This is a genomic window from Stenotrophomonas sp. (assembly GCF_032103445.1).
Taxonomy (GTDB): domain Bacteria; phylum Pseudomonadota; class Gammaproteobacteria; order Xanthomonadales; family Xanthomonadaceae; genus Stenotrophomonas.
This window is the reverse complement of the sequence record NZ_DAMDFR010000068.1, coordinates 1-23,857: the sequence shown is the minus strand read 5'-3', so window position 1 is coordinate 23,857 and position 23,857 is coordinate 1. Positions and strand designations below refer to the sequence as shown.

At 67.2% G+C, this 23,857-nt stretch carries 24 protein-coding genes and 1 pseudogene; 9 read left to right on the top strand and 16 right to left on the bottom strand.

Translation table 11 applies throughout. The features are described from left to right. From RT551_RS17965 to RT551_RS17930, 8 genes are all read right to left on the bottom strand, one after another. A partial coding sequence (locus RT551_RS17965; RefSeq protein ID WP_313461051.1) for a hypothetical protein occupies positions 1 to 770 on the bottom strand: 770 nt, incomplete at its 3' end. After that, positions 761 to 1,207: a hypothetical protein gene (locus tag RT551_RS17960; RefSeq protein WP_313461050.1), complete on the bottom strand. Its 447-nt coding sequence runs from the start codon at positions 1,205 to 1,207 to the stop codon at positions 761 to 763. The genes RT551_RS17960 and RT551_RS17965, both read right to left, overlap by 10 nt. Continuing rightward, complete coding sequence (locus RT551_RS17955) at positions 1,191 to 2,492, bottom strand: FliI/YscN family ATPase (RefSeq protein WP_313461049.1); 1,302 nt, start codon at positions 2,490 to 2,492, stop codon at positions 1,191 to 1,193. Before RT551_RS17955 ends, RT551_RS17960 begins: the two co-directional genes overlap by 17 nt. Positions 2,493 to 2,500: 8 nt before the next feature. Further along, complete coding sequence (locus tag RT551_RS17950; protein WP_313461047.1) at positions 2,501 to 2,896, bottom strand: hypothetical protein; 396 nt, start codon at positions 2,894 to 2,896, stop codon at positions 2,501 to 2,503. Beyond that, positions 2,893 to 4,956 carry an EscV/YscV/HrcV family type III secretion system export apparatus protein gene (locus tag RT551_RS17945; protein ID WP_313461045.1) on the bottom strand — a complete coding sequence of 688 codons (2,064 nt, stop codon included), beginning with the start codon at positions 4,954 to 4,956 and terminating at the stop codon, positions 2,893 to 2,895. Before RT551_RS17945 ends, RT551_RS17950 begins: the two co-directional genes overlap by 4 nt. Beyond that, complete coding sequence (sctW, locus tag RT551_RS17940) at positions 4,953 to 6,074, bottom strand: type III secretion system gatekeeper subunit SctW (protein WP_313461043.1); 1,122 nt, start codon at positions 6,072 to 6,074, stop codon at positions 4,953 to 4,955. The genes RT551_RS17945 and sctW overlap by 4 nt, the downstream gene beginning before the upstream one ends. Further along, positions 6,055 to 7,764 carry a type III secretion system outer membrane ring subunit SctC gene (sctC, locus tag RT551_RS17935; RefSeq protein WP_313461041.1) on the bottom strand — a complete coding sequence of 570 codons (1,710 nt, stop codon included), beginning with the start codon at positions 7,762 to 7,764 and terminating at the stop codon, positions 6,055 to 6,057. Before sctC ends, sctW begins: the two co-directional genes overlap by 20 nt. A 3-nt stretch (positions 7,765 to 7,767) precedes the next feature. After that, entirely contained in the window at positions 7,768 to 8,460 is a 693-nt protein-coding gene (locus tag RT551_RS17930) for a helix-turn-helix domain-containing protein (RefSeq protein ID WP_313461039.1), read from the bottom strand. Between the two features lie 176 nt (positions 8,461 to 8,636). On the opposite strand from RT551_RS17930, the gene RT551_RS17925 reads away from it, so the two are divergent. The 5 genes from RT551_RS17925 to rnfB all read left to right on the top strand — a co-directional run bounded on the left by RT551_RS17925 (position 8,637) and on the right by rnfB (position 12,923). Beyond that, entirely contained in the window at positions 8,637 to 9,032 is a 396-nt protein-coding gene (locus RT551_RS17925) for a VOC family protein (protein ID WP_313461037.1), read from the top strand. Positions 9,033 to 9,163: 131 nt separating this feature from the next. Then, the gene (locus RT551_RS17920) at positions 9,164 to 9,613 is read left to right on the top strand and encodes a DUF2147 domain-containing protein (protein ID WP_313461035.1); all 450 of its coding nucleotides are present in this window, start codon (positions 9,164 to 9,166) and stop codon (positions 9,611 to 9,613) included. A 114-nt stretch (positions 9,614 to 9,727) separates the two neighbouring features. Beyond that, positions 9,728 to 11,806 carry a methionine--tRNA ligase gene (gene metG, locus RT551_RS17915; protein WP_313461033.1) on the top strand — a complete coding sequence of 693 codons (2,079 nt, stop codon included), beginning with the start codon at positions 9,728 to 9,730 and terminating at the stop codon, positions 11,804 to 11,806. Positions 11,807 to 11,818: 12 nt separating this feature from the next. Then, positions 11,819 to 12,472, top strand: coding sequence for an HAD family hydrolase (locus RT551_RS17910; RefSeq protein ID WP_313461032.1), 654 nt, complete (start codon positions 11,819 to 11,821; stop codon positions 12,470 to 12,472). Positions 12,473 to 12,497: 25 nt separating this feature from the next. After that, positions 12,498 to 12,923, top strand: a complete 426-nt coding sequence (rnfB, locus tag RT551_RS17905; protein WP_313461030.1) for an Rnf electron transport complex subunit RnfB — start codon at positions 12,498 to 12,500, stop codon at positions 12,921 to 12,923. Here rnfB and RT551_RS17900 read toward each other — a convergent pair. After that, positions 12,904 to 13,251: a RidA family protein gene (locus tag RT551_RS17900; RefSeq protein ID WP_282296396.1), complete on the bottom strand. Its 348-nt coding sequence runs from the start codon at positions 13,249 to 13,251 to the stop codon at positions 12,904 to 12,906. The genes rnfB and RT551_RS17900 overlap by 20 nt on opposite strands. 192 nt (positions 13,252 to 13,443) lie before the next feature. Between RT551_RS17900 and mprF the strand changes: the two genes are divergently transcribed. Next, positions 13,444 to 16,014, top strand: a complete 2,571-nt coding sequence (mprF, locus tag RT551_RS17895) for a bifunctional lysylphosphatidylglycerol flippase/synthetase MprF (RefSeq protein ID WP_313461028.1) — start codon at positions 13,444 to 13,446, stop codon at positions 16,012 to 16,014. A gap of 6 nt (positions 16,015 to 16,020) precedes the next feature. Here the strand turns inward: mprF and RT551_RS17890 are convergent, their stop codons facing one another. The 4 genes from RT551_RS17890 to RT551_RS17875 all read right to left on the bottom strand — a co-directional run bounded on the left by RT551_RS17890 (position 16,021) and on the right by RT551_RS17875 (position 18,948). Continuing rightward, positions 16,021 to 17,319 carry an AcvB/VirJ family lysyl-phosphatidylglycerol hydrolase gene (locus RT551_RS17890; RefSeq protein ID WP_313461026.1) on the bottom strand — a complete coding sequence of 433 codons (1,299 nt, stop codon included), beginning with the start codon at positions 17,317 to 17,319 and terminating at the stop codon, positions 16,021 to 16,023. A gap of 142 nt (positions 17,320 to 17,461) precedes the next feature. Continuing rightward, positions 17,462 to 18,103, bottom strand: a complete 642-nt coding sequence (locus RT551_RS17885) for a DUF998 domain-containing protein (protein WP_313461024.1) — start codon at positions 18,101 to 18,103, stop codon at positions 17,462 to 17,464. A gap of 12 nt (positions 18,104 to 18,115) precedes the next feature. Beyond that, on the bottom strand, positions 18,116 to 18,301 hold the full coding sequence (locus tag RT551_RS17880; protein WP_313461022.1) for an oxidoreductase-like domain-containing protein: 186 nt from the start codon (positions 18,299 to 18,301) through the stop codon (positions 18,116 to 18,118). Between the two features lie 44 nt (positions 18,302 to 18,345). Then, entirely contained in the window at positions 18,346 to 18,948 is a 603-nt protein-coding gene (locus RT551_RS17875) for a hypothetical protein (protein ID WP_313461020.1), read from the bottom strand. Between the two features lie 143 nt (positions 18,949 to 19,091). Here RT551_RS17875 and RT551_RS17870 point away from each other — a divergent pair, with 143 nt between their 5' ends. Then, a complete protein-coding gene (locus tag RT551_RS17870) occupies positions 19,092 to 20,252 on the top strand; it encodes a tetratricopeptide repeat protein (protein ID WP_313461018.1) in 1,161 nt (386 codons plus the stop codon). 25 nt (positions 20,253 to 20,277) lie between these two features. Here the strand turns inward: RT551_RS17870 and RT551_RS17865 are convergent, their stop codons facing one another. Continuing rightward, positions 20,278 to 20,613, bottom strand: a complete 336-nt coding sequence (locus tag RT551_RS17865) for a zinc ribbon domain-containing protein YjdM (protein ID WP_313461016.1) — start codon at positions 20,611 to 20,613, stop codon at positions 20,278 to 20,280. Between the two features lie 116 nt (positions 20,614 to 20,729). Here RT551_RS17865 and RT551_RS17860 point away from each other — a divergent pair, with 116 nt between their 5' ends. Together RT551_RS17860 and RT551_RS17855 are read left to right on the top strand one after the other, a co-directional pair. After that, positions 20,730 to 22,085, top strand: a complete 1,356-nt coding sequence (locus tag RT551_RS17860; RefSeq protein WP_313461014.1) for an Hsp70 family protein — start codon at positions 20,730 to 20,732, stop codon at positions 22,083 to 22,085. A gap of 306 nt (positions 22,086 to 22,391) precedes the next feature. Further along, positions 22,392 to 22,571, top strand: a complete 180-nt coding sequence (locus RT551_RS17855) for a hypothetical protein (RefSeq protein WP_125361787.1) — start codon at positions 22,392 to 22,394, stop codon at positions 22,569 to 22,571. 48 nt (positions 22,572 to 22,619) lie between these two features. On the opposite strand, the gene RT551_RS17850 is transcribed toward RT551_RS17855, so the two are convergent. Both RT551_RS17850 and RT551_RS17845 read right to left on the bottom strand, forming a co-directional pair. Then, positions 22,620 to 23,489, bottom strand: coding sequence for a DUF4097 family beta strand repeat-containing protein (locus RT551_RS17850; protein WP_313461052.1), 870 nt, complete (start codon positions 23,487 to 23,489; stop codon positions 22,620 to 22,622). 29 nt (positions 23,490 to 23,518) lie between these two features. Continuing rightward, positions 23,519 to 23,857, bottom strand: a pseudogene (locus RT551_RS17845) (hypothetical protein); the annotation flags it as partial.

The window sequence follows — 23,857 nt, the reverse complement described above, 5'->3', positions numbered from 1 at the left end:
GCATCCGCTTCGCGCAGAGCGCGCAGCGCGGCCCCGGCAGCGGTCACCGGCGGCGGCAATTCTGCAGAGCCGGTCATCGTGCTGGACGGCGTGGCGGACGATTCGACGGGCGTGCCCGACAGCGACCCCGGCGATGCCGGACCACTGGCCTGCGTGCCCTGCCCGGCAGCCGCACTGGATCCGCGGTTGTGCGGCTGCGGCTGCGGCTGCAACTGCGGCTGCGTCGACGTCGACTGTGCGGTTGGCGTCGGAGTGCCTGCGGCTGTGAAGGTGGATGCACGACGGACGGCAGCGGTGTCCGAACGCGCTGCGACCAACGACAGGCCCGGCCACAGCGGCAGCAACGGCGCATCTGCATCCGTGCCACTCACCAGGCGCTCGATGTAGGCATCGCGCTCGTCGTCGAATTCATCATCGAACTCGAACTCGGCACCTTCGTCAGGTATATCGTCGGCGTCATCAATCGGCAGCAAGCCGGGTTCTTCCAGCGCGGGCGGCGTGTCGATGCCACCGCTGCCGGGATCGCCGAAGGCCTCCACCGATGTGGGCGACGAAGTACCACTGCTACCCGCCGCGGAAGCCCCGGACACGTTGTCGTCATTGCCGGCATTGGCGGACGACGCCGTATCGGCGTGCGCCTGCGCACTCCCGTGCTGCATCGAAACGCTTCCCTTGTGGTGCGCCTCTTCCATGCGCTGCAGCAGCGGCTGCACGCCGGTCACTGCGCTGATCGCCGCGATGGCGGGCTGTTTCTGGATGGTCAACGACATGCGTACTCCTCTTGAATCTGGCGTTCGTCGCGGCGTTGCTGCGCCTGCCGACGATGGCGTTCGAGACGCGCACCGGCGGCATCCAGCCGGTGTGCACGTGATTGTTGTTGGGCGGCACTGCGCCGCAGTTCCTGTTCCTGCTGCCGCGCCTGCTCGGCCTGGGCCAGCAGGTCACGGGCGCGCAGGTCGCACTCGAGAACGTGGGCGCGGGCGATGGCGACGGCGCGCAGTCGGTCGAACAGCCGCTGCCGGTCCAGGCCCAGCTCCTGTTGCACCTGCGCGTCGAGCAGCCGCGCATTGGCCTGCACGCGCAGCTCGCCGGCTTGTACGTCATGCGCTTCCGCAACAGTAGACTGCGCGGCGGCATCACGGCGCAGTCGCTGTGCGCGCTGGTCGACCCAGCGTGCGATGCGGCGTGGGTCAGCGGACGACGGCATGCAGGGCCTCCACCGCCGCAGAAGCCGGCACGCGCTCATGCAGGCCCTGGCGCAGGAATGCGTTGAGCCTCGGTTCGCGTGCCACCGCGTCGTCCTGGTCCGGTTGCGCACCTGGGCGGTACTCGCCGATGTCGCGCAGCAGCTGCAGGTCTTCCAGCCGGCCGAGCAGGCTGCGCAGTCGGTTCGCCGCTTCCCCCTGCGCGGCATTGGCCAGACGCGGATAGAGACGACTGGCGCTGCGCAGCACGTCAATGGCCGGAAAGTGCCCACGCTGGGCCAGGCGTCCACTGAGGTGGATATGCCCGTCCAGCAGCGACTTCACTTCCTCGCCGACCGGGTCGGGATCGCTGTCGTCCTCCAGCAGCACGGTGTAGAACGCGGTGATGCTGCCCTGCACGGTGTTGCCCGGGCGCTCGACCAGGTGCGGCAGAGCTTCAAACACCGACGCCGGGAAGCCGCGCCGTGCCGGTGGTTCACCGGCGGAGAGCGCCACGTCGCGCAGTGCACGCGCGTAGCGTGTGGCCGAGTCCATCACCAGCAGCACGCGGCTGCCCTGCTCGCGGAAGTACTCGGCAATGCGGGTCGCCACCATGGCGGCGTTGACGCGGGTGGCCGGCGAGCTGTCGGAGGTGGCCTGCACGACGATGGTGCGGGCAGCGTGCGGGCTGCTGCTGATGGATTCGACAAAAGCGGCGACCTCGCGCCCACGTTCGCCGATCAGGGCCACCACGCGCACATCGCAGTCGGCATTGGTCAGCAGCATTTCCACCAGGGTGGTCTTGCCGCAGCCGGCGGCGGCGAACACGCCCATGCGCTGGCCTTCGCCTACGGTGAGCAGCGCGTCGATGGCACGTACGCCGGTGTCGAACGGGGTGTCGATGGCGCGACGCTGACGGTAGTCGAGCGCCGCGGACTGCACCGAGGCCGCGCGACCGACTGCGCTGGCCGACAGCTCGGCTTCCGCGATCGGACTGCCCAGCCGCTCGACGACTTCGCCAAATCCGTCCACCACGCACCCGAGCAGCTGCGGACCCAACTGCACCTGAAGTGGCTGGCCGGTAGGCACCACCAGCACATCGGCGGCAAGCCGAGATGGCGCGCCGAGCAGGGCCACGGTGGCAACACCTTCGTCCACGCGGGTGACCACGCCGTGGGTCAGCAGCTCGGCATCGCCGGCGGAGCGCCGCACGTGGCAATGCTCCCCCACCGCAACCTGCGGCAGTGGCACGCGCAGTTCACCGGCGCGCAGCGCCAGCGGTCGCGCACAGGGACGCCACAAGGGCACGGCCGGATTCACCGCAGCAGCGCCTGCAGGTCGAGCACGCGGCCGTGGAAGCTCTCAATGGCTTCGGCCATCAGTGAGGACTGATGCTGGCAGTCGGTCAGCAGCATGCCGCCGACCAGGCACGCGTCGTCGATGACCCGCAGCGACAGGCAGCCGTTGGCGAAATGCGCCGACGGTGCCGACAGCGCGGTCAAGAGCTCTTCAGCACGATTGCTGAAGCGCATGTCCGGCGAGGTATCCAGACGGCCCCACAGGAACACCGTGTCGCCCACCGGATCGAGCAGCAGTTCGCCGACGTCTGCAAAGCCCATCACCACCGAGGAATGGGTATCGAACTCGAACCGCGAGGGGTCGCACCCCAGCTCGTTCAAGGCAGCGTTGAGGGTATCGAGCAGGTGGTTCATATGCTTCTCATGACATCAAGGGTGACCGCGTCGGAAATTTCACCGAACGAAAGCACCGGGGTGGAGGGGAGTTTGTTTTCGATGAACCGCTTGACGAAGCGGCGGATGTCCGGGGCCACCATCAGCACCACATCGGGGCGATAGGCGGACACTTCGCCCACGTGCAGGGCAAAGCGGTCCATCAGTTCGTTGGATTCGGTGGGCTCCAGATTCAGGTAGGCCGCGCCCTGGCTCTGGCGGATGCCGCTGCGGATCTGGTCCTCGACCTGGCTGGAAACGAGAATCGCGGGAATGCGGCCGTCGCGGGCGAATCGCGCCGAGATGTACCGCGCCAGTGCACTGCGCACGTGCTCCACCAGCAGGATCACGTCCTTCTCGCGCTGCCCCCACTGGGCCAGGGTTTCAAGGACCACCTTCATGTTGCGGATGGAGACATCCTCGCGCAGCAGACGCTGCAGGACCTCGGCCACACGCTGGATGGGCATGTGCCGGTACGCTTCCTTGACCAGCTCGGGGAAGCGCTTCTCCAGCGCGTCCAGCACGTACTTGGCTTCCTGGATGCCGAACAGTTCGCCGACGTTGCGCAGCACCGCGCCATGCACAAGGCGACGCAGCTCCTCGTAATCGGTTGCGACTTCGCAGCCCATCGCCAGCACATCGGCCTGCGACGCGACCGGCACCCAGCGCGCCACCGCGCCGTCATGCGGCACGGTCAGGCCCATGTTCAGCGCGTCGAGTTCGTCCTGACGGCCGAGCACGCGCACGTGACCACCGACCACCTGCCCGCTTGCGGCGGGAATCTCGTTGATCAGCACTTTGACCTGGTGTTCCTGGGCGGGCTCGTGCGGGCGCAGCACGAACGCAGCCAGCTGCATGCCGGTGTTGATGAAGGCATCGTTACGCAGCTGTTCTTCCCATTTGCCGGCGGTGGCCGCGTCATGCAGCGGGCCGGGCAGGAGCAGGATCAGCGGCAGGGTTTCGCTGGTGAGGTTTCCGGCAGCGGCGCTGCTGGGGTCCGTGCTGCCGGTTGCACCGGCACTACCAGAAGCGGCACCGCCGGTTGCGGATTCCGCGGTGGACCCGCGGCGCATGCGCAAGAACAGCATGGCCGCCAGGCCGATGGCGAGGCCAGCGAACACCGGCAGCGGGAAGCCGGGCAGGAAGCCCATCAGCAGGACCAGGATGGCCCCGATGGCCAGCACCACGTTGCTGTTGAACAGCTCGCCCAGAATGCTGGCACCGAGGTTGTTGCCCTCGCCGCTGACGCGGGTGACGATGAAGCCGGCGCTGATGCAGATCAGCAGCGCGGGAATCTGCGCCACCAGACCATCACCGATGGTCAGCAGGGTGAAGGTGTTCAGCGCCTCACCGAACGGCATACCGTGCTGCAGCATGCCCACCGCGATGCCGCCGAACAGATTGACGAACACGATGACGATGCCGGCGATGGCGTCGCCCTTGACGAACTTCATTGCACCGTCGTACGAGCCGTACAACTGGCTTTCGCGTTCGACGTCGCGGCGGCGGCGCTGCGCCTCTTCCGAGGTGATGGCTTCGGCGCGAAGGTCGGCGTCGATGCTCATCTGCTTGCCGGGCATGCCGTCCAGCGAGAAGCGTGCCACCACTTCACCGATACGCTCGGAACCCTTGGTGATGACGATGAACTGCACCAGGGTGATGATGGCGAAGATGACCGCACCGACCACCAGGTTGTCTGCCACCACAAATTCGCCGAAGGCATTGATGATATGCCCGGCATCGGCGTCAACCAGGATCAGACGGCTCGTGCTGACCGACAGCGCCAGCCGCATCAACGTGGTGAACAGCAGCACAGAGGGGAAGGTGGAGAAGCTGAGAATGCGCTCCACGTAGAACGAGCTGAGGAAGATGACGATGGCCACCGCCATGTTCAGTGCGATCAGCAGGTCGACCACCAGGGTCGGCAGCGGGATGATGAGCATCGCCACCACCACCGCCATCAGCACCACCAGTGCCAGTTCCGGACGCAGGATGCCGCGCATGCGCGCGCTCAAGCCGCCGGTGTTCAAGGCCGCGCTCATGCCAGCCCCCCGGTGAAGCCGCCGGTGTGGCCGCGATCACGTTTCATGCTTTCCACCACCATCGTCTCCAGTTGCTGCATGGCCACCTCGCGCGCCTCCGGCCCGATCCAGATGGCATCGGGCAGGTCCTTGAGGGCGCGGCGAAGTGCCTGAATCAAACGCACCCGCTGTTCGGTTCCCAGCGCCACACGCGCCGCGGCCAGCGGCCCGGTGAACAGGCCCTTCCAGTCCTGCAGCCCGCGCACGACATCAAGCAGGCCCACCACCACCGTGTCGGCGCGGGTAGCCATGCGGGTCAGCAGGCCGGTGCGCTGGATGTCGTCCACCAGCAGCTGGTCCACCGAACGCAGCACCGCCAGCTTGCGCACCTGCCCCAGCAGGTAGCCGAACTCCAGCAGCGAAGCGCTGGGGTCCAGCGAGAACATGTCGGCGGCGATGGCCTGTTCCATGAAGTCGACGATGACCGCGCGGCGTTCGAATCCGTACTGCTCGATCCAAGCGATGTATTCGCCCGCGCAGTCCTGCGGGTTACCGAGGAAATCGCGATAGCTTTGACGCAGCGCGCGCGCCGAGAGCTGCGCGTTTCTGGACGCCAGCCGCGCCTTCACCGCGACGTTGGCACCGCCGCGCATCGCCGCACCGTTGCCCTGTGCGGCCTGCTCTTCGAGCAGCTGTTCCAGCGTGGCTTCCAGCAGCTCGCGCATGGCTTCCAGCTCGTCTTCGGCGAGCAGCGCGCGCAGCACCGCCAGCACATCGCTGGGATCGGGGAACAGCTGCTTCAGCAGCGACATCACCTGCGAGGGGCTGCGCATGCCACCGAGCTGCTCACGGAAGCCGGACAGCTTCTGGTGGACTTTTTCGTCCAGCACGTGGTCGATCCACGCCTCGGGGGCACCCGTACCGGCAGCGTTCTGCTGGTCGCGACGGCGCTGCAGCGAGGCCATCAGAGCCCCGATGTCGTCACTCATCGCCAATGCGGTCGCGAGCGCGCCCGGCCGACGCGGGGCCGGTGCCTGGGTGCGGTTGTCGTCGTTGCCTTCAGTCTGCTGGGTTGCCGCCTGCCGGGGGGCGGGCACCGGTATTGCGCGCGGGGCTGGATTAATTGCGGGAAGCGCCATGCGCGGCCTCCAGCGCGGGCAAGCCCTGCTTCAGTTCCTCCAGCACATCCTGCAACGGCTCGCCCACATCCTGGCCATACAGCTGCTGCATGCGGGCAGCATTGAGCATGTCGCGCTCGCCGAGCACACGCGGCTGGATCAGGAACACGCGCACGAGGTTGTCGTGGCTGCGGGTGTCCTGACCGAACAGCTTGCCGACCCCGGGCACACGGCGCAGACCGGGAATGCCGCTCTTGCCGTTGTCCAGCTGACGCCGGGTATAGCCGCCGATCAGCAGACTGAGCTGGTGCGGCACGCGCGCGACGGTGTCGATCATGGTCCGGCTGACCAGCGGCAGGCCGGTGTCGAAGCCGGACGAACTGGCACCACCGTCTTCCACCGCCAATTGCAGCTCCACCTCTTCCATGCTGGAAATACGCGGGCGAACGCTGACCAGGGTGCCGTAGGTCACCTGATCCAGCTCGACCGCTTTTTCGCCAATCAACTGGGTGTAAAAGGTCTGGTTGCTGTCGAAGTAGGCCGGTACGTTCTCCTGGGTCAGCAGCACCGGGCGCGAAACGATCTGCGCGTCTCCCGTGCTGGTCAGTGCCTGCACCGAGGCCAGGAAGCGCGGGCCATCGAGGGTGGTGGCCGGAATGCCGTCATTGATGCCGATCTGCAGGCGGTTGCCGATGTTGATGCCGCCGCTCCAGTTCACGCCCAGGCGGTCAAGTTCGGTCTTCTTGATGTCGATGATCCACAGCGACAGCTCGATCTGCTTGCGCGGGGTATCCAGCTCGGCCACCAGCCGCTTGATCTGCTCGATCTGCGCCAGCGTGCCGCGCACGATGATGCTGTTGGTTTCCGCATACGGCATGACCCGGGCCGGGCCCGGGCCGCTCGACGTACTCGCAGGCTGCGGCGCGGGAATCTGCACCTGGGCGGCCGGCGGCAGCGCCTCCTCCATCACCAATGCCGCATCGGCTGGCTGGGCCGCCGGCTGCTTCACCACGGTGCCGAAATCTCCCATCTGCAGCACCTGGGACAACACATCGGCCATGCCCGGCACGCTCTGCGCTTCGCCGCGCACGGCGTAACGGCGGCCATGCACGAAGCTGTGCTCGAGTTTGATCACCTCGACATGATTCGGGCTGGCATCTGCCCCTTCATACAGTTCGTCCAGGTAGCGCGCGGCATTGAGCACGATGTCCACGTAGACCGGCGGGCCGGCCACGTAGAAGGTGCCGTCGGCCCCGCCCCCACGCACCACGTAGCGCGGGTCGGCCAGTTTGGCCTTGCGCAGGAAGTCGTTGAGCGTGGCCACCGAAGTGGAACGCAGCCGGCCCACCGCGTTCTTCTGCTCGCTGGCCTCGTACACATAGATGGACTGGGTATCGCTGTACCAGACCAGGCCGACATCGGCGGAGACCTTGTTGAGCACGTCGAACGGGCGGGCCAGGTCGAAGCTGCCGCTGACCTTCTTGCGTTGCGCCTTGGCACTGACCACGACGGCTTGACGCGCCTTGGCCCCGATGGCATTGAGCAGGTGCTCGGCGCTTTCGGCGCGCGAGACGAAGCCGGCCGCATGCGGCAGATCGGCGCGGTCGGAAATGGCGGTGCCTTCCAGCGGGGTCTGCGCGCGGACAGCGGGCGCAGCGGCAAGAACGGCAACGGCAGTGAACAGCAACAGGGAATACGGCAGGAAACGCATGGATTACTCGGCAGGCGTCTTGACGGCGCGGTAGACGGACAAAGGGGAGCAGCCGATCAGGGCCTTGATGTCGGTACAGAAATGCGACAACGAGGCGTAGCCGTGGTCGGCGGCCAGATAGGTGAACGAACGCGCCCGCCCCGGGTAGGCCAGCAAGGTGCGCGCGGCGCGCAGGATGCGCAGCTCGCGTTTCAGGGGTCGCCCCAGCACCTGCCGGCAGCGACGATGGAACTGGGCCGAGGACAATCCATAACGCTCGGCAAGGGTGGCCACGCTGTGTTCGCCGCCTTCCTTCAACAGAAAGCGCATGAGCCCGTAACTCTCACTGCGGGCCAGATGGCGCAGCAGCGCCGCCAGCGGGGTGGAATCGGCAACGTCAACCGCCAAGCTCTGCGGGGCACGCGCCAGCTGGTCGATCAACCAGGCGGCCGCTACTTCCGGTTCTTCCACCGCCGCCGCGACCGGCCAGCACACCACCGGCGGCTCGGCGCTGTGACGCACCGCGTCGCGCACGTGGTCAAAATGCGCCAGCGCACGCGCCATGCCACTGCCGGCCAGCGGTACGACCTGCAGGGCCGGATGCCGCGGCGCGGTGGAGCCGGCCAGCAGCAGGCGCTGCCCCGGAGCCAGCCGCACCACGTTGCCGGCGGAGTTGAACTGGACGGTGTCCTGGCCTGCATTGACGATTACCTGCATCCCTCATCTCCCGGTCAGATCCGTAAACGTGGACGGCGCAACAGGCACCCTCTTGGACACGGCCGGCATGATGGCGACGGGGGCGGAGCGAGGCTTTACAAGAAATTCGAAAGCGACGGCGGAATGCGGTATACCGGGCAACGTGTTCAGAAACGACAGCTTTTCCGGAGTCCCCGATGTCCTCCCCCCTGCTGGGTCTTCACCACGTCGCGCTGATCTGCGCCGACTACCCGCGCTCGCGCGACTTTTACGTACGGGTGCTGGGCCTGACCGTGCTGGCCGAGCATTACCGGGAGGCCCGGGAGTCCTGGAAACTGGACCTGGCCCTGCCCGATGGCGGTCAGCTGGAATTGTTCTCATTCCCGGCTGCCCCGCCCCGACCCAGCCGGCCGGAGGCGCAGGGCTTGCGGCATCTGGCGTTCAGGGTGGCAGCGCTGGAGCCGGTGATCTCGCGGCTGGCGGGCGAAGGCGTGGAATTCGAGCCGATCCGGGTGGATGAATACACCGGGCGGAGGTTCACGTTCTTTGCCGATCCGGACGGGCTGCCGCTGGAGTTGTATGAGATTGGATGAATAAGTTCATGTGAAGAGCAGCGGGGCAAGCCCCGCTTTACGGGGTGCGTTCCGTACCCGTGCGAATGGGTATACAGTCGCGAGGTGCCGGCATCGCGCCGGTTTTCATGAACATCCCTGGGAGGGGAACCATGCGCAAGACGTTCAAGACCCTGCTGCTGGCATTGCCGCTGGTGATGGCCTCAATGTCGGCCAGCGCCGCTGACAGCGCCGTGGGCCGCTGGAAGACCATTGACGACAAGACCGGCAAGGTGAAGTCGATCGTGGAAATCAGCCAGGCCGCCAACGGTACCCTCAGCGGCAAGGTGGTCGAAGTGCTCCATTCGGACAAGGGTCCGAACCCGGTCTGCGACGACTGCAGCGGTGCCAACAAGGGCAAGCCGGTGAAGGGCATGACCATCCTGTGGAATCTCAAGCAGGACAAGGGCAGCACCACCGAGTGGTCGGGCGGCACGGTGCTGGATCCCGCCAACGGCAAGACCTACAAGTCCAAGCTGGAATTGCAGCCGGGCGGCAAGAAGCTGGACATGTCCGGCTGCGTGGCCTTCATCTGCCGCGCCCAGACCTGGGTGCGCGAGTAAGCAGCGCCCTCCGGGCCGTTCACAACCCTCCAAAGGCCGAAGCGGCAACGCTTCGGCCTTTTGTCTTGACAGGGCATGCGATAATCCCGCGTTCCCCTGGCAACTGCGTTCATCATGACCCGCACCGCTCTCGTCACCACCGCCCTGCCCTACGCCAACGGCCCCCTGCACCTTGGCCATCTGGTCGGCTACATCCAGGCTGACATCTGGGTGCGCGCGCGGCGAATGAGCGGCGGCAAGACCTGGTTCGTGTGCGCCGACGACACCCACGGCACCCCGATCATGCTCGGCGCGGAAAAGGCCGGGGTGACCCCGGAAGTGTTCATCGCCAACATCCAGGCCAGCCACGAACGCGACTTTGCCGCCTTCGGGGTCGACTTCGACCATTACGATTCGACCAACTCGGCCGGCAACCGCGCCCTGACCGAAGCCTTCTACGCCAAGCTGGAGGCCAACGGCCACATCTCGCGGCGCTCGGTGGCGCAGTTCTATGACCCGGACAAGGGCATGTTCCTGCCCGACCGCTACATCAAGGGCATCTGCCCGACCTGTGGCAGCGCTGACCAGTACGGCGACAACTGCGAGGTCTGCGGTTCGACCTATGCCCCGACCGACCTGAAGGACCCGAAGTCGGTCATTTCCGGTGCCACGCCGGAAATCCGCGATTCGGAGCACTTCTTCTTCGAGGTGGGCCGCTTCGAGGCGTTCCTGCGCGAATGGCTGGCCGGCGACGTGGCCCTGCCGGGCGTGAAGGCGAAGCTGGGCGAATGGCTGAATGCTGAAGGTGGCCTGCGCGCGTGGGACATCTCGCGCGATGCGCCTTACTTCGGCTTCGAGATTCCGGGCCAGCCGGGCAAGTACTTCTATGTCTGGCTGGATGCGCCGATCGGCTACCTGTCCAGCTTCCAGGCGCTGTGCGCGAAGACCGGCGAAGATTTCGAGTCGCACCTGCGCGCCGGCACCAGCACCGAGCTGCACCACTTCATCGGCAAGGACATCGTCAACTTCCACGGCCTGTTCTGGCCGGCGGTGCTGCACGGCACCGGGCACCGCGCGCCGACCCGTCTGCACGTGAACGGTTACCTGACCGTGGAAGGCGCGAAGATGTCCAAGTCGCGCGGCACCTTCGTGATGGCGCGTACCTATCTGGACGTGGGCCTGGAGCCGGAAGCGCTGCGCTATTACTTCGCGGCCAAGTCCAGCGGCGGCGTTGACGACCTCGACCTGAACCTGGGTGACTTCGTCGCGCGCGTGAATGCCGACCTGGTCGGCAAGTTCGTCAACCTGGCCAGCCGCTGCGCCGGCTTCATCAGCAAGCGCTTCGACGGCCGCCTGGCCGATGCGCTGCCCGATGCAGCACAGTACGACCGCTTCGTGGCGGCGCTGGGGCCGATCCGCGAGGCTTACGAACGCAATGATCCGGCGGCGGCACTGCGCCTGACCATGGCATTGGCCGACGAAGCCAACCGTTACATCGACGACCAGAAGCCGTGGGTGATCGCCAAGCAGGAAGGGGCCGACGCCCAGCTGCAGGCGGTCTGCACCCAGGGGCTGAATCTGTTCCGCGTGCTGGTCACCGCACTGAAGCCGGTGCTGCCGGCCACGGCCGCGCAGGCCGAAACCTTCCTGGCTTCGCCGGTGCAGACCTGGACCGACATCGTCCGCCCGCTCACCGCGCACACCATTGCGGTGTTCGTCCCGCTCTTCACCCGTATTGACCCGAAACTGATCGACGCCATGACCGACGCTTCCAAGGACACCCTCGCTGCCGCTCCGGCGGCTGCCGCCCCGGCCAAGGCCGCAAAGCCGGCAGCTGCCGCGCCTGCTCCAGCTCCCGCTGCGGCCACCGACGCTGCACCGGCTTACATCGGCATCGACGATTTCGCCAAGCTCGACCTGCGCATCGGCAAGGTGCTGGTGTGCGAGTTCGTGGAAGGCTCGGACAAGCTGCTGCGCTTCGAACTGGACGCCGGCGAGCTGGGCAAGCGCCAGATCTTCTCCGGCATCCGCGGTAGCTACGGCGAACCCGAAGCGCTGGTTGGCCGCAGCGTGGTGTTCATTGCCAACCTGGCCCCGCGCAAAATGCGTTTCGGCCTGAGCGAAGGCATGATCCTGTCGGCCGGCTTCGACGGCGGCGCGCTGGCACTGCTGGATGCCGACAGCGGCGCGCAGCCGGGCATGCCGGTTCGTTGATCGGGCGCGGGCGTGGAGCTGGCGCTGTTTGACTTCGATAACACCGTCACCGACTGTGACACCTACGCCCGTTTCCTGCGCCGGGTGGCCACGCCCGAACAGCTGGCACATGCCTGGTGGAAAGTCGGGCCGTGGCTGCTGGCGTACCGGCTGAAGCTTATTTCGGCCGAGCGTATCCGCGCGCGCGTCACCCGGCTGGTGATGCGCGGCCGCCACGGCGACGACATTGCCGCCCAGGCCGCCGGTTTTGCCCGTGAGGTGCTGCCGGACGTGGTGCAGCCGAAGATGCTGGAGCAGATCCGCTGGCACCTGAAGCAGAACCACACCGTGGTGATTGTGTCGGGGTCGCTGGATCTGTACCTGCGCCCGTGGTGCGAGAACCTGGGCGTGGAGCTGATCTGCAACCGCCTGGAAGGCAAGGATGGCCGGCTTACCGGGCGTTATGCCGATGGCGACTGCGGGCCGCGAAAAGCCGAACGGATTCGCAAGCGCTATGACCTGTCACGGTACCTGCGCGTTCACGCGTATGGGGACAGTCGAGAAGATAAGCCGATGCTCGCGCTTGCGCATGAGCGTTGGTATCGCGGCAAACTGCTGAAAAGCAGCGGGGCAAGCCCCGCTCTACGAGGTCCGCAGACCGTTGAAGTTCGCAAACCGATGAAATGAATGTCCCGCGCAGCCGACGCCACGCATGAATGCCCTTCGCACGCCCCTGACCGAACGCCTTGACCGGCTGCTGCCGCAGACCCAGTGTGGGCAATGCGGCTTCGATGGCTGCCGCCCTTATGCCGAAGCCATGGCGCGCGGCGAGGCGGGCGTGGAACGCTGCCCGCCGGGCGGCGACGCCGGCGCGCGGGCGCTGGCGCAGGTGCTGGGCGTGACCACCGTGCCGTTTGATCGCAGCCGGGGCGAACACAAATCCGCCCAGGTCGCGGTGGTGGTGGAAGCCGACTGCATCGGCTGCACCAAGTGCATCCAGGCCTGCCCGGTCGATGCCATCGTAGGCGGTGCCAAATACATGCACACCGTCCTGGCCGACCTGTGTACCGGCTGCGAGCTGTGCATTCCACCGTGCCCGGTGGATTGCATCGATTTGATTACGGCAGCGCCGCGGTAACCACGATCTCGACCTTCCATGCCGGGTCGGCCAGCTTGGCCTCGACCGTGGCGCGCGCCGGGGTCATACCCGCGACCACCCATTCGTCCCACGCGGCATTCATGCCGGCGAAGTCGTTGATGTCGGCCAGGAACACTTCCGCGCGCAGGATGTGCTGCTTGTCACTGGCCACCAGTGCCAGCAGCTTGTCGATCTCCGCCAGCACCTGCCGGGTCTGGCCGGTAATGTCCTGGCTGGTGTCTTCGGGAATCTGCCCGGACAAATAGGCGACCTTGTTGTGCACGGTCATTTCGGACATGCGCGGACCGACGTCAAAACGCTCCAACATGGGGAAGTCTCCTCTGCAATGGAGGTCCATTGTCGCCGATGCCGGAGGGGCCGTCCGTGAGCGTGATCAAACCCGCCACAGCGGGCACAACCGGACCTCTTGGCAAGGTCGCGGCCGAGGCGCACGATGCGCCGTCGCGCCGTGCCGCGCGTATTGACGCCCTCATCGCCCTGCCCGGAGCACGCTGTCCAGATGACCGACATTTCCCCTGCGCCAGCAACGGCGCATCCCGGCTGGCGGCGCGCTGCCACCGTGGTGTTCAGCCTGGGCATTCTGGCGCTCGCCCTGCATGGACTGGCCAACGAGTTCGACGATCACGGCTACCGCGCCATCCGCGAGGCGTTCCGCGCCCTGGGCACCGGTCAGATCGCACTGACCGTGCTGCTGGGCCTGGCCAGCTATGCCTGCTTGATCGGGTTTGACGCGATTGGCCTGCGCCGCAGTGGCAAGCGCCTGCATCCGGCACGCGTCGGCATCACCGCCTTCCTCGCCCACACGCTGGGCCAGACCCTGGGCTTTGCCGCCCTGACCGGCGGCGCGGTGCGTCTGCGCGGCTATGGCAGCGCCGGGCTGAGCCTGGGCGAGATCGGTCAGGTGGTGCTGATGAGCACGCTGGGCTTCCTGTTTGGTGCATGGCTGCTGCTTGCGCTGGCCTTCGTGCTGGAACCGGGGGCCGCCGCGCTGGCGCTGCCGGTGTCGGTGGCGGTAGTACGCGCGCTCGGTGTGCTGGCGCTGCTGGCCTATGCGGTGACGGTGCTGCTGGTCGGTCGCGAAGGACGCACCTTCCAGATCCGTGGCCATGCACTTTGGCTGCCGGACCGGCGCACCATGCTCGGCGTCACCGCGTTGAGCGTGGTCGAACTGGTGCTGGCAGCAGCAGCGTTCTATGTCCTGCTGCCGATGGACACCCCCGCCGGACTGCCCGGCTTCGTCGGGCTGTACCTGGTGGCGGTGCTGGCCGGGTTGATCTCCAGCGTGCCGGCCGGGCTGGGCGTGTTCGAATGGAGCCTGCTGAAACTGCTGCCGCAGGTGCCCCCGGCCGCGGTGCTCGCCGCGGCGTTGATCTACCGGGTCACCTACTACGTGCTGCCGCTGCTGCTGGCGACGGTGCTGGCGGTTGCGCCAGCGCTGCGGCGTCCGCTGCGTGCGGGTGCCGGGGCCACCCGCGCTGGCTGGACCGCACTGCGCCCGTGGCTGCCGCAAATCATCGCGCTGGCGGTGTTCAGCGTGGGCGCGGCGCTGGTGATCGACGGCACCTTGCCCACGCCACGCCGTCATCTGCTGCATGCCTCGCTGCCGGTGCTGGAGACCTCGCACCTGCTGGGCAGCCTGGCCGGGGTGGCACTGCTGCTGATCGGCCAGGGCCTGCAGCGGCGCAGCCACGCGGCCTGGATGCTGGCACTGGGCATCTGCGTGATGGCACCGTTGCCGATCTGGCTGCGCGGCGGGCAGTTGCTGATCGCGTTGTCGGCGGTACTGGTCGCCATGGCCCTGTGGGCCTCACGTCGCGAGTTCTATCGCCAGGGCGCGCTGCTGGATGAGGCCTGGTCGTGGCCGTGGATCCGCAACCTGGGGCTGGTGCTGGTGGCGGTGATCTGGCTGTTGTTCTTCGTCTACAGCCACGTCGAGTACCAGAACGAACTGTGGTGGCAGTTCGCGGTGCAGGGCAATGCGCCGCGTGCGCTGCGTGCGCTGCTGCTGGTGGCCATCGCACTGACCGTATTCGGGCTGGCGCGCCTGCTGCACAGCACGCGCACTCCCCTGGCGCCGGCCGACGCGGCGACACTGGATGCGCTGGCCCCGGTGTTGGCCGGTGCCGAAGACACGCAGGCCTGCCTGGTGCTGACCGCCGACAAGGCGGTGCTGCGCGACGACGCACAGCGCGGCTTCGTGATGATGCAGCGCCATGGCGGGTCGCTGATTGCGATGGGCGACCCGGTCGGCCCGCCGGAGGTGGCACGGGCACTGATCTGGCGCTTCCGCGAGGAGGCCGACCGGTTGGGGCTGCGGCCGGTGTTCTACCAGGTTGGCGAAGCCTATTGGCAGACCTATCTGGACCTGGGCCTGAGCCTGGTGAAGCTGGGCGAGGAAGCGATGGTGCCGCTGCACGATTTCAGCCTGGAAGGTCGCGAGCGTGCCGACCTGCGCCAGGCCTGGAATCGCGGCAAGCGCGGAGGCCTGAGCTTCCGCGTCGCCGGCGCGGAAGAGGTGCCGGCGCTACTGCCCGCACTGGCCGAGGTCTCGCAGCAATGGCTGGACGACAAGGCCGGCGACGAAAAGGGCTTCTCGCTGGGCAGTTTCGACCCGGCGTACCTGTCCCGTTTCCCGGTCGCGCTGGTGGAGGCAGAGGGCCGCATCGTGGCGTTTGCCAATCTGTGGCAGGCACCGGCCGGCCATGAGCTGTCCGTGGATCTGATGCGATATGTGGACGACGCCCCGAAGGGCACGATGGACTACCTGTTCATCGAGTTGTTCCTGTGGGGGCGCGCGCAGGGCTTCCAACGCTTTTCACTGGGCATGGCACCGTTGTCGGGCCTGGCGCAGCACCGCTTGGCCGGGCGTTGGAACCGGTTTGCCAACCTGGTGGCGCGACATGGTGAACGCTTCTATGGATTCAGCGGACTGCGGCGGTTCAAGTCGAAGTTCGCGCCGAGTTGGCGCGCGCGTTATCTGGCCGCACCCGGCGGCATGCACCTGCCGGCGGCGTTGTTGGATGCGACGCGGTTGATCAGCCGGGTTCCGCCCGGTACCCGAACAGCGTAGACACCGTTACGGCACATGCTCCAGCAACGTGCGGGCGAGCAGGTCGTAGTCGCCCTTGAAATGGTGGTCGCCGGGAAGCGCGATGACCTTGGCCTGGCCTGCGGGCAGGTCCGGGCACAGCGCGTCCTCGTCCTCCTTGCCATACAGGCACAGCGTGCGCTGCGCCGGCAGCCTGGCGATCTCCGGGGCGATCGGCAGGCCATCGCCGCCACCGCCCAGCCAGTTGCTGACGTGGAATTCGTAGTCGGCATTTCGCCCGACCGACATCAAACCGATCAACGCAACCGAATCGCGTGTGGCCGGATCAAGCTGGTTGATCGCCGCCGGCAACACATCCGCACCCTGCGAAAAGCCCACCAGCAGCAGCCGCTTGCGCTGCCATTGCTGCTGGTAATGCGCGGCAATGCGCTCGAGGTCGCGGGCGAAACCGGCCGGCGTGCGCTCGGTCCAGAAGTAGCGCAGCGAGTCCACGCCGACCACGGCCACACCCGCCTCAGCCAGCGCTGCGGCCACCTCCTTGTCCAGCCCGGCCCAACCGCCATCGCCTGAGACGAAAATGGCCAGCGTGTCACCGGCCTTGGCCGCCGGAATTTCCACCACCGGCAGGCCGCTCAACCCTTGCGGCGGCGGAGCCAGGCTGACGCCTTTCTGCGCGCCCAGCACCCGCGCGGCGGCCAGCAGCCCCGGCACATCGTCGCCGCTGCCGGTGCGCCGGAACTCGCGCGCCATCGCCACTTTGCGTACGAATGCGGCAGCACTGCCCGCCGGGCACTGCGTATCGCCCGCAGCGTTCACCCAGGGAACGTTCAGTTCGGTGGGCTGCAGGCGACCGTGACTGACGCCAGCCCCGCAGACCTGCCGTTCGCGCACCGCGTCGGGACAGAAGCCGGTGGTCAGCACGCCCGCAAACACCTGGGTGTCGGCCTGTGCCGCTATCGCATAGGCCAGCTCAGCACCGCTGCCATCGCCGGCGATCAATGGCAGGTGGTAACCCGGCACGTGCAGATAGGCCTGGAAAAAGCGCGAGAAATTCTCCACGTCGCCGGCACCGAAGGCACAGCTGCCACCATCGGCGGCAACCACCTGGTGCAGCTGCGTGACATCCACCCGAGCCACCAATGCCCCCTGCGTGCGCAGGGCCTCGATGCGCCGTGTGGTCAAGGCCGCTTCCCGACCGCCGTCGAACCACACCACCACCCGCTGCGGTTGTCCTTCCGGCAGGTACACCGGCACCTGCTGGAAGCGTCCGTGGCTGACCTGCTGCGGTGCGGCCTGCACGCCGAGGCTCAACAGTCCGAACAGCACTCCACCCCACCACGGCCGCCTGCCTGTGCTGATTGCCCGCATCGTGACACTTCCCGGAAAAAGTCCGCCCACGATACGCCGGTGGCGTGCCAAGGGGATGTACAGAGCGTGGCGAGGTGAGGATGCCGGGCAAGACCCGGCATTACGTGGATCGATGGCGGGTCTGTCGCCACTGCTGCAGGGCGACGGCCGCCAGCCACAGCACCACCACTGCGATGACCAGTTTCTGCCCTGCCCCACGCGGCGGACCGCGCCACAGCACGTGCAGCCACAGCAGCGCGAAGCACAGCCAGGCCCACCACCATGCCAGCGCCGCCCAGCGGCTCCAGCGCGGGTCTGCGCGCAGGTACCAGCTCTGCAGCAGCATGGCCACGCTCACGCACAGGAAGGCGGTATTGGCTGCCAGACCGTGCACCAGGGGGGCCAGCAAGGGAGCCGTCTCCGGCAGCCAGCTGTCACCGATGGCGACCCCCATCAGGCCAAGGCCGGCCACCACGAACAGCAGCGGCGCGGCCGCACTGCGCCGCGGCGACTGCAGCCCTGCATGCAGCGACCACGCCAGCAGCATGATCGCCACCGCCAGCACACAGTAGGCGGTGCGCAATGCCAGTCCCCAGGGGCCGTGCAGATAGAGACTCAGGGTTGCCTGCACCCAGTCCAGATCTTCGCGGGCCCACTGGGTCCACAGCGCAGTAAGCACGAAGGCGCACAACGCCAGCAACGCCACCATCGCAATCGATGCATGGGCACGGGTATGCGAGCGGCCAGCGACGGGTGCCGTCATGCGCGGGCAGACTCAATCAGCTGCATCGGGGTGGCGCAGCTTCCACGCCGCCAGCGCAGTGCGGTAGCGCTGCAGCTCTTCGCTGTACAGATCCAGCACGCACAACGGGCAGCCACTGCCGCAACATTCGTTGGGACCGGGTTCTTCCGGCGGCAGCGGGCGGGGGTCGGCATCAGGCAGCGGAACGGGATCAGGCATCGGCGCAACGGCATGCAGGTGAACCCCGACAGTGTAAACGAGGCTCAGCGGCCCAGCCGACGACGCAGGTTGGCGCGTGCTGCCGCATCCAGGCGCTGGTGGAAGAAGTCGCTGAGGAAAATGCGTGGCCGCTTCAGCAGCTGGGTCAGAAATTTCCGCCGGTTGAGCCGGAACAGGAAGCCCGGCACATGCCCGGCATACTCCTCGGCGATGCCACGGTCGTAGGCATCAAAGACCTCGGCCGGCGCGCCCAGAATGGCCATGTCGCAATCCAGGAACAGCGCAGCCTGGTCGTCCACGTCGCCCCGCCCCAGCGCGCCGTGACGCGCGGTCAGGCTGATCAGCTGCTCCACCCGCCCGACGTCGACGCCGGCTCCAGGCAACCAGCGCTCGATCTGTGCGCGTGCAAGGGCGGCTGAACGCGCTTCATTGTCGCTGCGTCCGGCATCGTAGATCGCATCGTGGTACAGCGCGGCCAGCTGTACCTCGCGCGGCTGGGTCCAGCCGGGGCCTTCGGCCACCTCCTGGCAGTGACGCAGCACGGCGCGCACGTGAGCGAAGCTGTGGTACGCCCGGGGCGGCATGGCGTACGCCGCTTCCAGATCGGCCTGCATGGCCGCCGGCAGGAGCACAGGTGCGAAGGTCATGGCGGCATGATTGGCTGCGAAGGGTGCCGCTGGCAAGCGGTAAAGGGCGCAGCGGGCCGACAAGCGGCACGCCACCGCCACCGGACCGGCCTATGCTGGCATCGGACCGCCGCGTGGACTGGGAGGTAACCGCGATGTCTGCCATGAACGTTCGCACCCTGCTGATCCCCCCGCTGATGGCGCTGCTGGCCGCCACGTCGGTGCGGGCCGACCCGCCGCGCGCCCCAGCGGTGACCCTCCCCGCCGTGCAGGTTGCCGCCGAACCATCGATCGGCACGCCGCCCAGCGCGGACCAGATCCTGGCGATTCCCCCCGAACTGCGGACCCTGCTGCAGCAAAGGGTGATCGCCGCCGCCAACTCGCGTGAGCAACGGCTGGAAAAGCTGGTGCACCTGATCTTTGACGCTGACGGCATGCATCTGGAGTACGACCCCTACGCCACCCACACGCTGTCTGAAACCTGGCAGACCGGGCGTGCCAACTGCCTGTCATTCACGCTGCTGTTCGTCACCCTGGCACGCGCGGCCGGCATTGATGCGCGGGTGCAGGAAGTGGCGCAGGTGATGACGTGGTACCAGGACGAAGGCGTGATCTACAGCGTCGGGCATGTGAATGCGGGTGTGGAACTGAACAACCGCACCGCCGTGGTCGACCTGGACCGCAATGTGCTCTACGACCGTTACGGTCCACGCCCGATCACCGAACAACGCGCCTTGGCGCACTTCTACAACAACCGCGGCGCACAGGCGATGGCGGCGGGCGACCTGCCGACGGCCAGGACCTATCTGAAGGCCGCGCTGGACCTGTCACCGGAATTCACCCCGGGCTGGAACAACCTGGGCGTGCTGGACACGCGCGAAGGCCGCATGCCGCAGGCTCGGCAGGATTTCGAGACCGCGCTGCGCCTGCAGCCGCGCCATGCGGCCGCGTTGACCAATGCCAGCAAGTTGTACCAGCGCCTGGGCGAACCGCAGCTGGCACAGCAGCTCGCCAAGCGGCTGCAGCAGGTGGAGCGCAAAGACCCCTTTGCCCAGTTCCGGATGGGCAACCAGGCTGAAGAGCGCAAGGACTACACCAGGGCCATCCACTATTACCGGCAGGCCATTGGCCTGTACGGCACCGCGCACCAGTTCCACTTCGGGCTGGCGCGGGCCTATTTCCTGGCCGGAGACAACGCCCGCGCCTCCAAGGAAATGCAGCGCGCGCGTGATCTCGCCGGCGAGGACGCCGGGGTACTGCGCGCGGCCTACCAGGCCAAACTGGACAGCCTGAAACGCTGGCAGAAGCGCACCGCGGCCAACTGACGGCAGTGCGGGGCAGCGCGCGACGTCAGGCTTTCTTGAGGAAGCAGGTCTTCAGCACCAGTCCCTTGATCTTGTCCGAGTTGCCTTCGATATGCTCGGCGTCATCCTCGACCAGCCGGATGTTGCGGATCACCGTGCCCTGCTTGAGCGGAATGGAGGATCCCTTCACTTTGAGGTCCTTGATCACGGTGACCGTGTCGCCGCTTGCGAGCACGTTGCCGTTGCTGTCGCGGACCACCACGCCGGCCGTATCGGCGTCGCCCGCCGCCCATTCGTGGCCACAATCGGCGCAGATGAACAGCGCCCCGTCGGCATAGGTGTTTTCAAGGGTGCATTGCGGACAGGCAGGAACGGCAGACATGGGGGCCTTCGGAAAAGAGTGAAACGTTCATCATTGTAACCGGCGCGCTGCTGCCCCTTGCGCCCGCACGCCGCTTGCCGCACAGTGCGCGCCCCCTTCCATCAGGCCCGGCCCGCATGAAGATCGGCATCGACTTTGGTACCAGCAACTCCGCCGCCGCCGCCGTGATCGAGGGCCGGGTGGTGCCGATCCGCTTTGGCGAGGCCGAACAGTTCCGCACCACGGTGTACTTCCCCGAGGTCATGCGCGATCCCAATGATTTCGAGCTGACCCCGGCGCTGGAGCATGAACTGCACCGCCTGATCGATGCCGCCGCCCGCGAGGCCCGCGCCGCGGGCCAGGAACGCGCGCCCGACGCGCTGCGCCGCGAAGCTTTGCGTGTGGTGCGTCGGCAGTGGATGGAAGAGCAGATGCGGCAGCCGCTGAGCTCCACCACGCTGCTGCAGAACGCGGTGTACGGCGACGACGCGCTGGAAGCCTATTTCGAAGAGAACGAAGGCAATCTGGTGCAGAGCCCAAAGTCGATGCTGGGCTACAACCTGCATCCACGCGCCCGCCAGACCATTACCGGCATCGCCACCCACATCCTGGAACACATCCGCCTGACCGCGTCCCGGCAGCTGGATGCACCGGTGCGTACGGCCACGCTGGGCCGGCCCGTGCAGTTCCGCAGCTCGATCGGTGCGGCGGGCAATGACCAGGCGCTGGAGATTCTGCACACCGCCGCCATCGCGGCCGGTTTCGACAGCGTCGATTTTCTCGAGGAACCGGCGGCGGCGGCGATGCACTACCACGCTGAGAGCGCCGACGAGCACGATGCCCTGGTGGTCGATATTGGCGGCGGCACCACCGATATCGCGCATGCCCGCGTGGGCGGTACACAGGCACCGACCATCCACCGCGCCTGGGGTATTGCCCGCGGGGGTACCGACATTGACCTCGCGCTCAGCCTGTCCGGCTACATGCCGTTGTTTGGCCGCGGCATCAGCCGTGTACCCGCGCATCACTACGTGGAAGCGGCGATGGTGCAGGACATGCCGCGGCAGCGCGAGTTCCGCCAGCACAACTATCGCGATGTGGATGCCCCCTGGGGCAAGCGCCTGCAGGCGCTGCAGGACACCGGCAACACGGCACGGCTCTATCGCGAAGTGGAACGCTGCAAGATCGCCCTGAGCAGTGCGTCCACGCATGGCAGCGTGCTGGACTTCATCGAGCGCGATCTGGCACTGCACACCAGCGCGGGGCAGCTCGGTGCCGCCGCTGCAGGCTACGTCGGCGAGTTGACCCAGCTGTTGGCACAGGTCCGTGAGGACATCGGCCGCGACCCCGCCGCCGTGTTCCTGACCGGTGGCATGTCGCGCGCCGGCTACCTGCAGCAGGCCGTGGCGGCGGCATTCCCGCAGGCGCGGCTGGTCCGTGGCAACCCCTCGTTCGGCGTCGTCCACGGCCTGGCCTGGGCCGCAAGCCATTGATACAACTGAAATAATGCGCAGTTCCCGGCGGTCCAGCCGACCGCATTAACAAAACGTTACGCCGGAACGACTATCATTCTCCGGCTTTGATGCGCAACGCGCATGTCGTCCCGGGCCCGCCGCAGGCGCGCCCTCCTTCGCCAAAGCTGCCACCCGAGGCTCCGGCCCCGGGCCTGGGAGTGCTTTCCCGTATTTGTCGCCAGTCCACGACCGGCGACATCGCAGCCGCCCCGTGCGGCGCTACCTCCGCCGACACCGCATGTTCGTCGGCGATTTTCTCCACGCTGTAACTAGAAAGGAGCATCCATGGCACGTTCGCCAAAGACCTCCCCCAAGGCCGGCAACACCGTCCGCGTTGACCGCAAGCAGACCGCCAGCACGGCGATCAACAGTGCGAGCATCGCCGCAGATCTGGCTGCGTTCCGCAAAAGCGGTGGCAAGATCGAAGTCCTCGGCAATACCCTGGCGCTGAAGAAGGCCAGCTGAGCCCGTCCGCCGTCCGCACCGGCTTCACTGCCGGTGCGGTGGCTGTAATCAACGACCGCCCAGCGTTACCCGCACGTTGCCCGAATGGGCATTGATTGAAATATCGCCATCTCCAGCGCCCAGCCGGGTGTCCAGACTGCGACCCGGACCGTAGCGCGGCCGCTCCACCTCGCCGGCATCGGACTGGATGTCGCCACTGAAGGTTTTCACCGCCAGCCGCGCCGAGACCTTGGCCGGCAGCGCCAGCGCAATGGAGCCGCTGACCGTTTCCAGCGTGACCTTGCCGCCAGGAGCCAACCCGGTGGTGCCCACACTCAAGCTGCCAGACACTGCTTCAGCGGCCAGTCGCTGCACCTGGGCGGTTTCCAGGCGGATGTCGCCCGACACCGTTTCCGCCGCGACTTCACCGGCAATGCCACCTCCGGCCTGGATGTCACCGCTCACCGCCCGCAGTGCCAGGCGCTGGGTCTGGACCTGCGCGCGGACGCTGCCACTGACCGTGGCCAAGGCGGCCTCGCCACTGCGACCGGCGGCAGTGATGTCACCGCTGACCGCATTGGCAGCCAGCCGGCGCAGGTCCACACCGGCCACGTCGATGTCCGCACTGACCGTGCCCAGCTGCACCTCCACCGAGCGCGGCACACGCAGCTCCAGCGTGGCACTGCCGTTGTTGCGGCTGTTGCGCGGGTAGATCACTTCCCAGCGCACGCGGTTGGTGCTTTTGTCCTGCTGCAGGCGCAGACCATCGGCCAGGCTGCCGCTCAGCGCCACCTCGTTGCGGTCCCAGCCACGCACGGTGACCTTGCCGGCAATGTTGCTGACCTCCACCCGACCGCCGGCCGCCAGGGGATGGCGCTCGTCGACACGGGTTGCCGCCTGCAGTGCCAGGGGCAGCAGCAGGGTCAGGGCGGCAAACATTCGCAGGCGGTAGTGCATGGGGTTCTCCTTCAGGATGGCAGGCCAGCGGCGTTCAACGCCTGCTGGGTCAGTTCAAGGCGCAGCGCATAGGTGCGTTGCAGTTGCCCGAGCAGATAGCGCGAGCGGGGGTTTTCAGCGATGGCGGCGCGGATGCTGGCGGCACTGCGATCAAGCTCATGCAGGGTCGGCTGCCAGTCCGGCGCGAGTGTGTCGGTCGGCAGGGTCGCAATGGCCTGCTGGTACTCCTGGGCGATGGCATCGGCCTGATGCTGCAGCGGGCTCGGCTGCACCACCGGCGGTGGCGCGGTGGGCACGACCAGCAGCACGGCCAGGCCCGCGGCCAGACCCAGGCCGACGCGCAGCGGCCA